Below are 15128 nucleotides of genomic sequence, written 5' to 3'. Positions count from 1 at the left end.
GGATTTTCCTCATTCAATGGGGTCTTGAGCAATAACAACTTCTGTTCCTATTTTGAGTAATCAAAGGGTGAGAAGTTCGTTGTGGTTTTTAAAGTTTAAACCACAACGCCTAATAAAATCGTTTAAACCGTCAATTTCCAGCTGATGGGCAGAATAATCAATAGACGAGTCCTGATTTAGTTGCGGAAAAGTACCATAACCCGCAAGCAAACAGGCCCATGATTTCGCTTGATAACTCGCGGTTAATTTGTATTTGTGCATTTCGCCGGCGAAGTCCTGACTATTATGCCAAAGCGTTAAAATTTTCTTTAAGGTTTCTGAAAGATTGTTATTGGCGGCATTATCTCGCCAATAGGCGCTGTCGGTGCGTTGATTCACTTTGTAATGACAAACAATATAATCTCGGACACCGTCAAATCTTGAGTTAATATCTTTATTAAAGGCATCTTCATATAGATTTGTCCCTTTACCTTCCTGAAAACACTGCATAAATTGCGTAATAGTATTGAATGAAAGTGCCAGTGCCGTTGCCTCTAAAGGCTCTATGAAACCTTGAGATAGTCCTACGGCAAGACAGTTTTTGTGCCAGTGCTTTTCAACCCGTCCAACTTTCATTTTTAAATGTCTAGCTTCAACACTAGGGTCCAATAAACCTAAATGTTGTCTAAGTTCCGTTTCCGCTTGATGTGAATCGATGTAATCACTGCTATAAACATAACCATTACCAAAACGGTTTCTGAGGGGAATTTGCCAAGCCCAGCCGTTAGATAGTGCCGTTGCTTTAGTTTCTGGCGGCAGATTTTTCGATATTTCACTGGCCATGACCACAGCGGCATCGTTGACTAAGTTGTCTTTAAAACTTATATAGCTAACTTTCAAGGTTTTTTGCATCAGTAAGGCGTTAAACCCCGAGCAATCAACAAAAAAGTCTGCCTCTAGCTGGCTGTCATCGCTGAGTTTTACCGCGCTTAGGTTGCCATCATTTGTCACTAAAACGTCAGCGACATTTCCATAAATTCTTTTTATTCCAAGATTTTGTGCTTTTTCTGCTAAAAACTGTCCTAAAAGTGCTGAATCAAAGTGGTAGCCGTATGCAATGCCAAAAGGAAAAGACTCCGCAGGCAACGGGCCCAAATTGTTGCTTGATAAATAAGTCTCTAAAAAATATCGGTCAGGATGTGCGTTAACACTATAGCCTTGCATTCGAGCTTGAATATTCTTATAAAAAAGAGGTACGGTGAATATATCGTCTGTTTGTGCGGCGAAAGGATGAAAGTAGGATTCAAACCCCGGTTTAGTTGACCATTTATCAAAGGTAATGCCATTTTTATAGGTGGCATTGCAACGGGGCATCCACTCTGAGTCGGCGACACCAATAGCATCGAAAAATAACTTTAAGTGCGGCGTACTGCCCTCGCCAACACCAATAATGCCAATTTCTTTAGATTCAACTAGACAAATTTCAGTGTCTTGCCATTTACACGCCAATAAGTTTGCCGCCATCCATCCCGCTGTGCCACCACCAACAATCAGTACTTTTGTCGGTGTTCCGTCGTTATTTAACATTGCTATCTGCTCATAATTGATAATATTAAAGGCTACTATTTTGCTAATTTTGCCTATTTTCGTAATTTCTCAGCAAAAAAGTCTTTGATCATTCTAACGTCTTCAACCGATAAGTCGCCAAGTATATGTTGCGGGTGATCTGGAATATAAGACCTTGGATCTATTTCTTGATGAAACAGGTAATGATCGAACATACAGCGCCAGGCATCACGTTGTTTTTTCGTTAAATTTCGCATCGCTAACATTGCTATGTTCAAACTATCAATTGCGCTGGGTGACACTGAATTTGGCTCAGAAGAGCCATTCCACCAATAATTCATTAATGCGTTCACTTTTGCTAACGATTCAACGTTATGCCACCAAAGCATAGGAATAAAAATGGCGTCTCCAGGTTCAAGTTCAGCACTATAGGCTTCGCTCTGTGCAAGTTTGAACAGTGGATAACGCTCAAAGTCAGGCTTATTGATATTGACTAAACTAGTGGGAGCACCTGCTGGCGTAAAATTTAGCGAGCCAGGGTATAAGTGGCATGTTTGCTCTGGTGGAAAAAGTGTAAAGCGCCGGTGACCAGCGACAACACAAGCGAGGTTATCTGAGCCATCATAATGGGTATTAACTATCCCTTCATTACCAATCCATATGCGCGGCTCTATTTCGGGAAAAAAATCGGAACAATTTTCAGCAACTAAACCCGGTAAAATTTCGTTAATAGGTGTGCCTTGCATCGAAATAGCAGGGTAAACATCTCTATCAATCAGCTCGATAAGACGCCCTAAAAATAGGTCTAAGCGTTCTTCACCGCTTAAATAATTTATGTCGGTGATAGCTTCATTGTAATAGAAACGTTTATTGGCAGACGGAGGAGCAACCATCATAGTGGTTTTTTTTCCGTTATAAAACTGATTGAGATAGGCGACGAAGTCATTTGATGACTGTTTGGCTGAGGCAACGAATGGCCAGCTTTTAGCAAATCCCCGTAGCACTATTGGTTTTTGACTTGGCACAACTTCGTTAAAAAATTGCTCCGCACTTAGCGTCGAATATTCTGGAATAACTTTATATGCTGTCATGATTTTTTGCACTCATTTATAACACCACACTCATGTGAATCAACGAATTCATCGTCTTGCTAGCTGTTTTTCTTAATATACGCTGGGCAATTTGCTTGAAGATATTCATAGTGATTAGGAATTTTTAGTACCGTATCTCGAATATTTTTAATATTTTCATTTAGTGTATTGGCTAAGTTTTGGCTGTGAAAGCCATTCACCAAAGGGTGGTGCTTTTGTGGGCGTATTTTCATTCCCTCTAAAATAGAGCACCAGCTGTCATGAGTAAAAAATTGCCCTTGGTGATCTTCTAATTGCCCTCTATTGCGAAATATGCGTATTTTTTCTTGCAATGATGTTGGCACTGGCATCGTTTGGCACCACTGCCAAAATTCCGTATCATCTCGATCTGACGTGCAATAATGTAAAATAATAAAATCGCGAATTTCTTGGTAATCAGCATCAATTTTCTGATTAAATGCTTGTTCGTTATCAGCATCAAAATCGCCATCAGGAAAATGCTTTATAAAATGCACTAAGGTTTTATAGACCAAGTGAATGGCGGTAGACTCTAAAGGTTCTAAAAAACCGCTGGCAAGCCCTAGTGCTAAACAGTTGTTGTGCCAAAGCTTTTTACGTTTACCAGTAACAAATGGGATAATTCTTGGTTCATTAAGCACTTTGCCATTAATACTGCTCAGCAAAGTCTCAATCGCTTTTTCGTCGCTGCAAAATTGATGTGAAAAAACATAGCCATTGCCGGTTCTGTGTTGCAAAGGAATTTGCCATGACCAGCCAGCTGCTTGAGCGGTTGCTATGGTATAGGGCACAGGTTTATCTACTTGTTCGGTTTGTACTGCCACTGCTCGATTACAAGGTAAATAATGCGACCAATCTTCGAAACCAACCTTGAGTGATTTATCGATTAAAAGTCCGTTGAAGCCAGTACAGTCGATAAAAAAGTCACTACTGACAGTCGTGTCGTTGTCTAACGTCAGGCTGCGTATAAACCCTTTGTTATCAAGATTAACCTTTTTTACTGTTGCTTCTATTCTGTTGACTCCACGCTGCTGACAAATGTCGCGTAAATATCGGGCAACTTGCACGGCATCAAAATGAAGAGCGTGAGCATAGTTCGATAATACCCAGTTTTCAGACTGAATAGGTCGCAGCATAAAGCGTTCATTTTCCGCCATAATGGCACTTGGTGAATAATCAAGCCAACGTGTTTTTTGCCCATCTGCAAGAGACTTTAACCAGGCCTGATAGAAATCAAAGCCATTAATATCTTTACCTACTTTGCCAAAGGGATGAAAGAAATTTTCCCCTGGATTTAGCCAGTCATCGAAGCGAATGCCTAATTTAAAACTGGCAGACGTCGCTTGTATAAACTCTTTGAGGTTGATCTGACAAGCTTGGATGAAGTCCATTATTGACGGTACAGTAGACTCTCCAACGCCAATGGTGCCAATATCGGCCGATTCAATTACAGTAATTTTAATATTACTGCCTCTTAAGGCGCTTGAAAGCAATATTGCCGCCATCCAGCCAGCCGTGCCACCACCTGTAATGCAGATAGATTTCAAGGAGTTACTCATAACAAAATTATATTCCCCAGTAATCATTCGCTATTGCTAGACTAAATGTGCTTTATTCTTATCAAAATAATATAAACTACGCCCAGTTGCCTGTACGCAGTTTATATTACATTTTTTCGTATTTGCTATTAGAAAACCGCACTAAGCGTTAACGAATAACGACGGTCTGATGTGAAAGAAAACGCATCAGTTAATGTTCCTTGTTGATTCTGTTGATATTGAGTTTCTGTATCAGTCCCTAAGACGTTATTGACTTGTAAACTGACTTTAAAGTTGTCGTTAATTCTATAGTTGAAGCTTGCATCCATTATGCCTTGATCTTTTGAATAAGCCGGAACAAACTCTTCAGACTCACGTAAAGTTAGCAGGTATGCTGAACGCCACGTATAAGCTAAACGGAAAGAGATATCGTCTTTCTCATACATGCCGACAATATTGAAATTCTGATCTGAATAACCTTGCAACGGTAAGCCGGTAAATTGGCGAAAAGAATTACGGTTGTCTGTAATTGGCACACCGGCACCTGTGGTTGAAAGCGTGCGGGTTGGGTTGGTATTTGGGTCTTCCAAATCATTTTGATCAATATAGGTATAGTTCAGTTGCAAACCTAAACCACTCCAAATCCCAGGTAACATATCGTAAAACTGCGAGTATGCTAATTCAACACCACGAATAGTGCCCGAGCCTGTATTAGCCGGACCATAAGCTGATATAGGGTAAACGTTACCGTCGACTTCAACCTCAGTCGAACGTGTTTCATTTCGAATGATATTGGACAGTTTTTTGTGGAATAAGCCAACCGTTACCGCACCAGCATCGGCAAAATACCATTCGGTTGTTAAATCTAAATTAACCGACTCTTCAGGCTCTAAGAAAGCGTTACGTGCGTTAGCACTGATTTCAATATTTCGCAGGTCGACAACAGGATTAGTCTCTTCATCTTTACCTTCAGAAGGATTCAGAAGAACTTCTTCGTAATCCAGACTAATGTTCATTTTATTAGCTGAATCAATAAGGCTTGGATAATAAAGACCTTTAGATGCGCCAAACCTAACAATGACATCATCAGTAACAGCTAAATTAAGGTTTAAGCTTGGTAGTACAGTGGTATAATCTGCTCCATCTATTGTGCTGCTAAAGCTTTCACCTGAAGCTAAGGCAAAAATACTTGGATAGTCATTTTGCATTACTTGGTATAGTGAAGATGATGGATCGGTACCGCGCCTAGCGGTTGCAGGGGTATTGATACCCCCCGTTGATTGCAGCTGATAATTAACATAACGTAAACCAATATTACCTCTGAGTATCATATCTGAATTATCAATATCAAAGTCGAAATCACCACGAAGATAAAATTCAGTGCGCTCTGTTTTACTTGAGCTAATATGGCGAGGGGCAAAATGGCTATGAACACGGTCGCTTAAGTCTTCATATGGCACTGCACAGCCGCCGCTGCCATCCATTGCATTGCCTACCGCACTCCAGGTGCCACATCCCTCACGTAGTGTTTGTGCGTAATTTTCTGCTAAATCCATACGAGGGAATAAAAAGCTGTTATTAGCGCCAATTAACGTATTGCCATTATAATGGTCTGCAAAGCTAATGCGATCGTATAATTCAGGTACCACTTGCGGCGAAGCGTTGTAAGAGGCTTGTGCGTTCCAAGGCGTACCTAAAGCTTGCCAACCTTCATAATCGGTATCGCGAACCGTTAGTTCTTTTTCAGAATAATAAACACCTGCTTTTATAGCAGTAAAAATACCGTCTAATTTGTACTCTACATCAATTTTAAAGCTGTCAGAGTCTGCTTCATTGTGCTCTTCTTGTTGCATGCCACTGGCTAATCGTAAAATTGGATTGGTGTCTGGGTCTACATTTGGTGGGTTAGACGTATTGGCATTTAAGTATTCGATAGTCGGGGTATCACCTCTTAAATCTAAGAAAAATGGCGCATGCTCTGCAGTTTGATTGCCATTAATGCGTGAGGTTAGCGAATTGTTATGAACTATTTGCTCAGAATCAATATGCTGATAGTCGACAGCAATGGTTAACAAGTCTGTCGGTTTAAACACAATATTTAACGAGGTATCGTCAACAGTACTTTCATTGAAATTATAACGTGAGCGGAACTGTAACGGTAGCTCCGGGTGATTTGAAATACCGACACCGGAAGTGAGGTAGCCATTACTATCGACAGTCAAAGGGTAGTCTTGCTCATTTCCATCGTAGCCATTAAACCACTGAATAGCATTAGGTGCATATGGTAAAAAGCCACGATCACCGGAAGCAATAACATGTTCCCGCCACTCTAAAGACGCTTTGGAATTGATATGTTCTAATGTAGCGGTAATTCTTTCATCTTTACTTTGCCATTGTAAACTTGCCGTGAGACCTTGGCGCTTACGGTCATTTTCTGCACTTGTCATGGTATAACTTGCGGGGGCATACCATGTGACGCCTTCAGGTTGTCCATCAAGTTCTTCTGCTTCATACGGTGCAGTATAATTTGCAGCGTCGTCTGCTGAATATTGCACAGTATCACTTTGGCTATCGCCACAAGCACGCCAATCTGTCGCGCCAGGAATACAAGGATTGGAGTACTGACCAGCGATAACTCCAGGACTTGGTGTGCCCCATTGATCGTATGAAAAAGTATCTGCAGGGCCACGGCTATGAAAGTTACCTAAACCGAAACCATCACCACGGGTCTTAAATTCAGATTGAGATGCCGCCACAAGAACACCGAATTTACCTGCGTCTGTATCCCAATTATCAGAAAAAAGTGCACTAAATGAAGGAGTTGTTTCTTCTCTATAATCACCATGACTTGCTTTTGCACTAATCGTGAACATTTGCTCGTCAGAATCAAAAGCTTTACGAGTGACTAAGTTCACTGTGCCAGCGATACCGCCAGAAATTCGATCTGCGGTTTGGTTTTTATAAACTTCTACGGCACTTAATAATTCGGATGGGAAATCTTCATAGCTCAGCCCGCCATGCGGATTGGCACTGAAGGAGTCTCGACCATTAATTTCGCTGCGCACACGATCTAAACCGCGCACAAGTACACCGGTACCTTCATCGGCAAAATGTTTAGGGTCACTCGATGACGCGAAGCGCTCTATGGTTACACCAGGTAAACGTTGCACGGCTTCGGTAACTGATGCATCAGGCAATGCGCCAATATCTGAGGCGGTAATTGCATCCATTACTGTATCGGCATGACGCTTTAAACTTTGGGCACTCTCAATACTACTGCGCATGCCGAGAACTTCAATAACTTCAAAATTTTCTTCTTCAGCTTTCTTCTTTTCAATTTCGGCTTCTTCGGCAATTACTAAAGATGAAAGTGAGCAAGTAATAGCTGCAGATATTGCTATCACAAGACGTTTTTTTTCAAATGTTTTAGACATTTTATCCCCTCTCCATTTTTATATCTTAATATTCAATTATTCATGGCTTATTTTTATTTTTATGCTAGGACAGCGCTGTCATTTGTTGGTTATAAAATACACTCTCAAAAAATAAAAGCTACATATCGTTTATAAAATATACAATTTGTATTCGGTACTAGTTTATAAATAATTACGTTTTATGAAGAAGGCGACCTGCTAATAAAATAAAAATAGTTTGAATAATAAGCTTTGTGTAAGGGAAGCTTAAACAATTAAACAGCAATCATTTTATTCCGTGTAACATTAATAGTGTCATCTGGTTAATGTTATAGCTATTTTGAAGTTACTTCATAAGCAAGTCGCCACTTCTAGTCCAAGCATGTTGTGTTAATTACTATCTGTTGAGTTATAAAGTAACTAAAAATACATCTTGAACTCGTTACTTTTTAACATTAGTATGTATGAGAAATCAACAGTTATTTGAATGTTTTTTGTTCTATTTTTTAATGTTAATAGTAAAAGTTAAAATAAAACAACTAGTTATGATGTGGGAGAGAATGTTGAACAAGAATTTAAAATGTCAATATAGTCAACATCAGCCAACTGTGTTTGAAAAAGGTAGTGGCTGCATGAGCTCACTGGCAGACAAAGGGTGGAGTATTTTAGCGGAGGAAGTGAGCCTTCCTATTGCCGTGATTAATGAAAATAGACTATTGAATAATGCCATATGGATGCAAAAATTTAGTGATGAAGCTGAGGTGAAGTTAGCCCCCCATGGCAAAACATCGATGGCACCAGAATTATTTAAAGTGCAGTTAGACCAGGGGTGTTGGGGAATAAGCTTAGCAACAATAGCACAAGTGATAAATGCTGCCCAACATGGTATTCAACGTATCATTTTAGCCAACCAATTAGTTGGTAAGCTTCACATGCAATTGCTTGCTGACTTGCTATCAACTTCAGATTTAGAGTTTTACTGTTTTGTTGATTCAAAAGAAAATGCCTTGGCTTTAGGAAAATATTTTTCCGTAAGAAATATTTCTTTAAATATTTTGATCGAAGTTGGTGTTGCACAAGGACGGTGCGGCTGGCGTGACCCTGATAATATCGAGCCATTATTAGAGATTATAAAGCAGTTTCCTCATTTAAAATTATGTGGCGTGAGTTTCTATGAGGGTGTCATTCATGGTAATGAAGCAGAAACAGAAATTAAAAGGTTTATTGCAAGCATTAGCCGATTAGTGAGTAAGTTATACAAAAGAGATTTATTCGATTTAGATCAGATAATTATTACTGGTGCAGGCTCTGCTTGGTATGACATTGTCGCTCAAGAGTTGATGTCTAGCCAGAGTATGCGGAATATTAATTACACTGCCATTATTCGACCAGGCTGTTATTTAATACACGATACCGGAATTTATCAGAGTGCGCAGGATGAAATTGTGCAACGCAGTCAATTGGCTTGTGACGTATCTGGTGAATTAATCTCAAGCTTGCATTTGTGGGCCTATGTGCATTCCGTACCAGAGTCAGGGCTGGCAGTGATAGGACTAGGTAAGAGGGATGTTGCCTTTGATGCCGGTTTACCTACGCCGGAATATTTTTATCGGCCAGGGACAGAAAAGCCGATAAGCGTTGATAAAGCATGGCAGGTGATCAGTATTATGGATCAACATTGTTTGATGAAAACTACTGACAATGCATTACTGCGTCCTGGAGATATCATTTGTTTTTCCAGCTCTCACCCTTGCTTAACCATGGATAAATGGCGTCATATCGGGCTTATTGACGATAATTTTGTTGTTAATAAAACCATCGAAACCTTTTTTTAACCCGGAATTTTTAAATGCTATAAGAGCTTGTGCTTATAGCCAAAGAGTAAATTGAATGGATATTGTTAATAGTATTAAAGAAGGCTTAGGGCATTTTAGTCCAGCCGAAGAAAAAGTGGCACGCTTTATTTTGGCTGATTTAAATTATGCTGCCAATGCGCCAATTAATGAGTTAGCTGAAAAAGCGCAGGTAAGTCATGCCAGCATTACGCGTTTAGCCAAAACCTTAAAGTGTGCGAATGTACGGGAATTTAAGCTAAAAATAGCCCAGTCAGCAGCGGTTGGAGAAAGGTTTACCAATGAAAAGTCGGTTGCTAAGCAAGATATTTCACATGTTTATCAATCGATTCATGACATTTTGTCGCTCAATGTTGGCTTAATTAAAGATGAAATTGTTCATGCCGCCAGTCAAAGCATTTGTGCCGCTAAGCATTGTTTAATTTTTGGTGTTGGTGGCGGTAGTAGTATGATGGCAAAAGAGTGTCAAAATAGATTCTTTCGCTTAGGTATTCCGAGTAATTCGCATTCGGATCCTATGATGATGCGAATGACAGCATCTACTGTTGATAAAAATGATGTTGTGCTTTGCTTGTCATTAGGTGGTATCAGCCCTGATGTATATAGTTCAGCCGTTATAGCGAAAGAATACGGCGCGACTGTCGTTGCTATTTGTCCTGACGGAAAGTTGGCGGCATTTGCAGATTATCATTTGCCGATAAAAACCCAAGAAAGTGACTACATCTTCAAACCTAGTGCCTCCCGATATGTGATGTTAGCAGCAATTGATATATTGTCGAGCGAGCTGGCAATGAAAAATCAAAGAAAATCGCGCGAAAAGCTACGACGTTTAAAGATCCAACTTGATAGCCATCGAGAAGAAAGCAGCGATAGCACTAGCTGTGATAGTTGTTCTAATCGCTTGCCATTAGGAGATTAACTGCGTGATTAATGATGTTAATTCCTCTAGTTCTAAGGTGAACCTATGTGATTATTTAATTATCAATAGCGACATTTATGATGGCAGTGGTACGGCGGTGATTAAGCAAGATATTGCTATTACCGGCGATAAAATTGTTGCAATAGGGGATTTAAAGGACTTAACCGCTAAAAAAGTAATTGATGGCAAAGGCTTAGCGTTAGCACCTGGTTTTATTGATGTTCATACTCATGATGATTTAGAGGTGATACGTAATCCAAGTATGCCAAACAAAATTAGCCAAGGAGTGACGAGCGTCGTTATTGGTAACTGTGGTATTAGTGCGAGCCCGTATCAATCGGCAAACCCGCCCATTGATCCTGTTAACTTACTGGGTCACGCAAGTGAATTTATCTTTCCGTCCTTGCAAGATTTTGTTAAGCAGTATAATCAGGTTCAACCGAGTATTAATGTCGCTGCATTAGTCGGTCATACGAGCTTACGTGCACAGGTGATGGATGATTTAAATCGACCGGCAACAGCAAAAGAAATAATGACCATGATGGAATTATTTAAGCAGGCGTTAGCACATGGCGCAAAAGGTTTAAGTACTGGGCTTGCTTATGAAAATGCGCAGGCGGCTTCGAGTGCTGAAATTTCAGCTCTAGTAGAGCAAATTAAGGAGTTTGGTGGCATTTATTGTACTCACATCAGAACGGAATTTGACGGAATTATAGATGCCTTAGATGAGGCATTTTTTACCGCCAAGCAAGCAGAAGTTCCAGTGGTAATCTCTCATTTAAAATGCGCAGGTAAAAATAATTGGGGTCGAGCTGATGAGGTCATCGCTCACATAGAGAAGCATCAAAAAGCACAAAAAATTGGCTGTGATTGTTACCCGTATCATGCCAGTTCTAGCACGTTAGACTTACAACAAGTGACAGAAGACTTTGATATTTTGATCACTTGGTCTGATCCTCATCCTGAAAAAGCTAAACAAACATTGGCTGCAATCGCTAAACAGTGGCAAGTTTCTTTGCAAGATGCAGCTCTGCGCTTGCAGCCAGCCGGTGCGGTTTACCATGGTATGAATGAAGATGATGTCCGTAAGTTTATTACATTTCCTCATAGTATGATTGGCTCTGATGGCCTGCCTTGTGATCCGCATCCTCACCCAAGATTATGGGGAACATTTCCCCGCGTGTTGGGTCGCTATTGTCGAGATGAAAAATTATTAAGCTTATCTAAAGCTATTCACAAAATGACGGGATTGTCTGCGCGTGAATTTAAATTAAAGCAAAGAGGCTTTATTCGCGTCGGACATTACGCCGATATTGTGCTTTTTAATGCTGATACTATTGCTGACCTAGCAGATTTTTCTCATCCAGTAACACTATCTAAGGGCATAGAATATGTTTGGGTTAATGGGCAATTAAGCTATCAAGCGGGACGTAGCGACAAACAAATGTTCGGAAAAAATAAAGGTGCAGGACGCTTTTTGAAACACGAAGTGGTTTCACCTAACGATTAACAAAAACACTCTTAGTTAAGGAATATGAAATGACAATTAAGCGCTATGGCATTGAAGGTGGGCAAGGTACTGGTGGGCAACATTTACCCTTTTCACGAGCAGTTGAAGCGGGTGGTTGGCTTAGAGTCTCAGGTCAAACTCCCATGCGTAATGGTGAAGTTATTGAAGGCGGTATTATTGAACAATCACGTATTGCAATTGAAAACTGCATTGAAATTATGACTGAAGCAAATTATCGCCTTGAGCATGTTACCCATGTGTCAGTGGTGTTAACTGATGCCCGCTACTTTCAGTCTTTTAATAAGGTATTTAAAGAGTTTTTTGGCGAACATCCACCAGCACGTATCTGTTTAGTGGCAGATTTAGTAGTTGACTGTAAAGTCGAAGTGGATGTGACTTGCTATAAAGCACCTTAACTATACCCAAACCGCTTGAAAATGCAGGGTTCAGCAAGTCGAAAAAGGGTTAGCACCAAGACATTGATTGAAAGGAATGGTTGTTCCATTGTGAAAATCAATAACGCCGGAGATGAGCCTTTATCGCCTTGCCCTGCGGGAGCTAAGCTAGAAAAACAGTGCAGCGTTGCAGTACTTGATAAGGTTCCCACAGGGATGTGGGGCATTAGGATAATGCAGGAGCTATTATCGAGAATAACCATTACCTGCGTGCTGCGCCTTGCTCTGATTTCCTAGCTTAACTCTGAAACTGCATTTTCAAGTGGCTTGGGTATAACTATCAGCGAAAGAGTGAACATTTTTTGAAAGGAGTCAGTGTGAGTATCGTATTTACCTTAGCTTTTATTGGCTACATGTTGTTAATGATAACGGTCGGTTGGTGGGTTTCTCGACAGCAGAAATCTGGCGATGACTTTCTCCTCGCCGGGCGAAATGTGCCTTTGTTACTGTCATTAGGAACCACCGTTGCTACTATGGTAGGCACAGGCTCTTCCATGGGTGCGGTTGGTTTTGCTTATCATAATGGCTGGGCTGGTGCTTTATATGGCTTAGGTGGCGCTTGCGGCATTTTACTATTAGCGTGGATTTTTGCACCTGTACGACGTTTGCAATTCACCACCATGAGTGAAGAGCTTAGCTATTATGTGGATAATAATGCTTATGTTAAAAACATTGTCGCTTTTATTATTTATGCGGCCAGTATCGGTTGGCTTGGCGCCCACATTATTGGTGGAGGTATGTATCTGTCTTGGTTGACTGGTATGGACCTTCAATGGGCTAAGTTACTCATTGCATTAAGTTTTGCCATTTACGTCATCATTGGTGGTTACACTGCTGTGATCTGGACTGACTCTATTCAAGCTTTAATACTCTTTATCGGCTTTATTGCGATGGCTTATTTCTCCGTTGAATATGTTGATGGTTGGCAAGCAATGATGTCAGCACAGCCTACCGAAAATACTAGTTTTTTGGCTTTTGAAAAAATGGGCCCCTTATCGGCATTTTCTTTGGCACTCGCTGTTTTAGTTGGTGTACTCGCAACTCCCTCATTTCGCCAACGGATATATTCTGGCAAAAACGTTAATACGATTCGCAAATCATTTATTTACTCTGGTGTACTTTATTTAGGCTTTTCAATTATCCCAGCTATTATCGGCATGAGCGCATATAGCATCAACAATGAATTAGATAATGCCGCGTTTGCTTTTCCCTATATCGCGTTAAATGTGATGCCGTTGGCGCTAGGGGTATTAATTATTATCGCTGGTATTTCGGCCACCTTATCGAGTGCTAGCTCTGATGCCATTGCGGGCGTAAGCGTATTGTTAACTGATATATATCGATTAGTAGTGGGTCAGCCACCAGAGCAAAATAAAATGATTTTATTTTCTCGCCTTGGACTGTTTTTTACCATTGGAACCGCCTTGTTACTGGCGATGAAGTCAAATGACATTATTACCTATATTACTAAAATGATTGCTATTTTAATGTCAGGCATGTGCGTCTGTGGTTTATTGGGGCGTTTATGGTCGCAATATAATTGGTATGGAGCGATAGCCACGTTATTTTTCGGCACGGTGACTGCCATTATTGTTAGCACCAATAAACCTTTACATGAATACTTTGGTAATCCGATATTGCCGGCTATTCTTTTTTCGGCGCTAGCCGGTATAACGGTAACGCTACTGACGTCTCGTTTACTGAAAAGCTATCAAGTGACAGATAGTCAAGCGAGTATTCCCAGCCAAAGAGCAGCGAAATGATAAATATCCTGTTTTTTGGCGAATGCATGATTGAAAATCATGCAAAGGGCATGTTTCGGTTTGGCGGAGATAGCTTAAACAGCGCCCTTTATCTTGCTCGGGTGACATCTCCAAAAAAAGTAATGGTGAGTTATGCGACCGCAATAGGTCAAGATAACGAAAGTTCACAACTGCTGGCAAAATGGCAGCAAGAAGGCATTGATACTGGCTTTGTCAGCCAGATAGAAGGAAAACCGCTCGGGCGATATTCAATAAGCAATAATGAACAAGGAGAACGCAGCTTTCGTTATGAGCGTGATGATAGTGCCGCTAAATATTACTTTTCTCATTCCCATAAGGCCTTTGAAGCCGCCTTGCTCAACAACAAGATAGATTACTTTTATTTTACCGGTATTAGTCTAGCGATTTTATCAGTTCAAGATTGCCAGTATCTGTTTCAACTGCTAACAACGTTTAAGCGTCAAGGTGGGCGAGTTATTTTTGATAACAACTACCGACCGATATTATGGCAAAGCCGTCAACCTTTACCGATTTATCATCAGGCAATGAACTTAGCTGATATCGCCTTTCTCACCGACGAGGATGAGTATGCTCTTTATGGTGGCGATACTATTGCATCGATACTGAGCCGTTATCCATTGTCCTCGCTCGGTGACGGAGTTGAACTAGTCATTAAACAAGGTGCAAAGCCTTGTTTAATTAGAGCGGCAGAAAAGGATGTTGCTCTGTTACAGATCTCTAGTCCTGAACTAGCTAAAGAAAAAATTATTGATACTTGCGCCGCCGGCGATGCTTTTGCCGCAGGCTACTTAGCAAGGCGCTTAAATGGCGAATCAATATCTTTATCAGCGCAATTTGCTCATGTACTTGCAGGTCGAGTTATCCAGTATTCCGGCGCCATTATTGCGCCTGAAGATATGAGTGACTTAATGCAGTTTAGCGCCCCCGAAAAAACTAGAGGTTGAACTAACTTTGAAAAAGCTAACAAAAATAATCATTAAAATAAGAAAGCTTGTATCGCTC

The 15128-nt window shown here is 40.6% G+C and carries 10 protein-coding genes; 6 read left to right on the top strand and 4 right to left on the bottom strand.

Annotation, left to right across the window (positions count from 1 at the left end; all coding sequences use genetic code 11):
* Positions 1–60 precede the first annotated feature (60 nt).
* The 4 genes from QUE03_RS16925 to QUE03_RS16910 form a co-directional block, all read right to left on the bottom strand.
* Positions 61–1566, bottom strand: coding sequence for a tryptophan halogenase family protein (locus QUE03_RS16925; RefSeq protein WP_286263136.1), 1506 nt, complete (start codon positions 1564–1566; stop codon positions 61–63).
* Between the two features lie 53 nt (positions 1567–1619).
* Positions 1620–2636 (bottom strand): cupin-like domain-containing protein, encoded by a 1017-nt coding sequence (locus QUE03_RS16920; RefSeq protein WP_286263135.1) that lies wholly within the window; start codon positions 2634–2636, stop codon positions 1620–1622.
* Between the two features lie 59 nt (positions 2637–2695).
* Positions 2696–4213, bottom strand: coding sequence for a tryptophan halogenase family protein (locus tag QUE03_RS16915; RefSeq protein WP_286263134.1), 1518 nt, complete (start codon positions 4211–4213; stop codon positions 2696–2698).
* 128 nt (positions 4214–4341) lie between these two features.
* Complete coding sequence (locus QUE03_RS16910) at positions 4342–7626, bottom strand: TonB-dependent receptor (protein ID WP_286263133.1); 3285 nt, start codon at positions 7624–7626, stop codon at positions 4342–4344.
* 611 nt (positions 7627–8237) lie between these two features.
* On the opposite strand from QUE03_RS16910, the gene QUE03_RS16905 reads away from it, so the two are divergent.
* From QUE03_RS16905 to QUE03_RS16880, 6 genes are all read left to right on the top strand, one after another.
* Entirely contained in the window at positions 8238–9440 is a 1203-nt protein-coding gene (locus QUE03_RS16905; RefSeq protein WP_286263132.1) for an amino acid deaminase, read from the top strand.
* Between the two features lie 55 nt (positions 9441–9495).
* The gene (locus tag QUE03_RS16900) at positions 9496–10377 is read left to right on the top strand and encodes a MurR/RpiR family transcriptional regulator (RefSeq protein WP_286263131.1); all 882 of its coding nucleotides are present in this window, start codon (positions 9496–9498) and stop codon (positions 10375–10377) included.
* Positions 10378–10381: 4 nt separating this feature from the next.
* Positions 10382–11887 carry an N-acyl-D-amino-acid deacylase family protein gene (locus tag QUE03_RS16895; protein ID WP_286263130.1) on the top strand — a complete coding sequence of 502 codons (1506 nt, stop codon included), beginning with the start codon at positions 10382–10384 and terminating at the stop codon, positions 11885–11887.
* 29 nt (positions 11888–11916) lie between these two features.
* Positions 11917–12303, top strand: a complete 387-nt coding sequence (locus QUE03_RS16890) for a RidA family protein (RefSeq protein WP_286263129.1) — start codon at positions 11917–11919, stop codon at positions 12301–12303.
* A 356-nt stretch (positions 12304–12659) separates the two neighbouring features.
* Positions 12660–14105 carry a sodium:solute symporter family protein gene (locus QUE03_RS16885; protein WP_286263128.1) on the top strand — a complete coding sequence of 482 codons (1446 nt, stop codon included), beginning with the start codon at positions 12660–12662 and terminating at the stop codon, positions 14103–14105.
* Positions 14102–15070, top strand: coding sequence for a sugar kinase (locus QUE03_RS16880; RefSeq protein WP_286263127.1), 969 nt, complete (start codon positions 14102–14104; stop codon positions 15068–15070). Before QUE03_RS16885 ends, QUE03_RS16880 begins: the two co-directional genes overlap by 4 nt.
* Positions 15071–15128 lie beyond the last annotated feature (58 nt).

The organism is Thalassotalea atypica (genome assembly GCF_030295975.1).
GTDB lineage: Bacteria > Pseudomonadota > Gammaproteobacteria > Enterobacterales > Alteromonadaceae > Thalassotalea_F > Thalassotalea_F atypica.
Note: the sequence above shows the minus strand (reverse complement) of the source record. Positions and strands in the feature narration are given on the sequence as shown.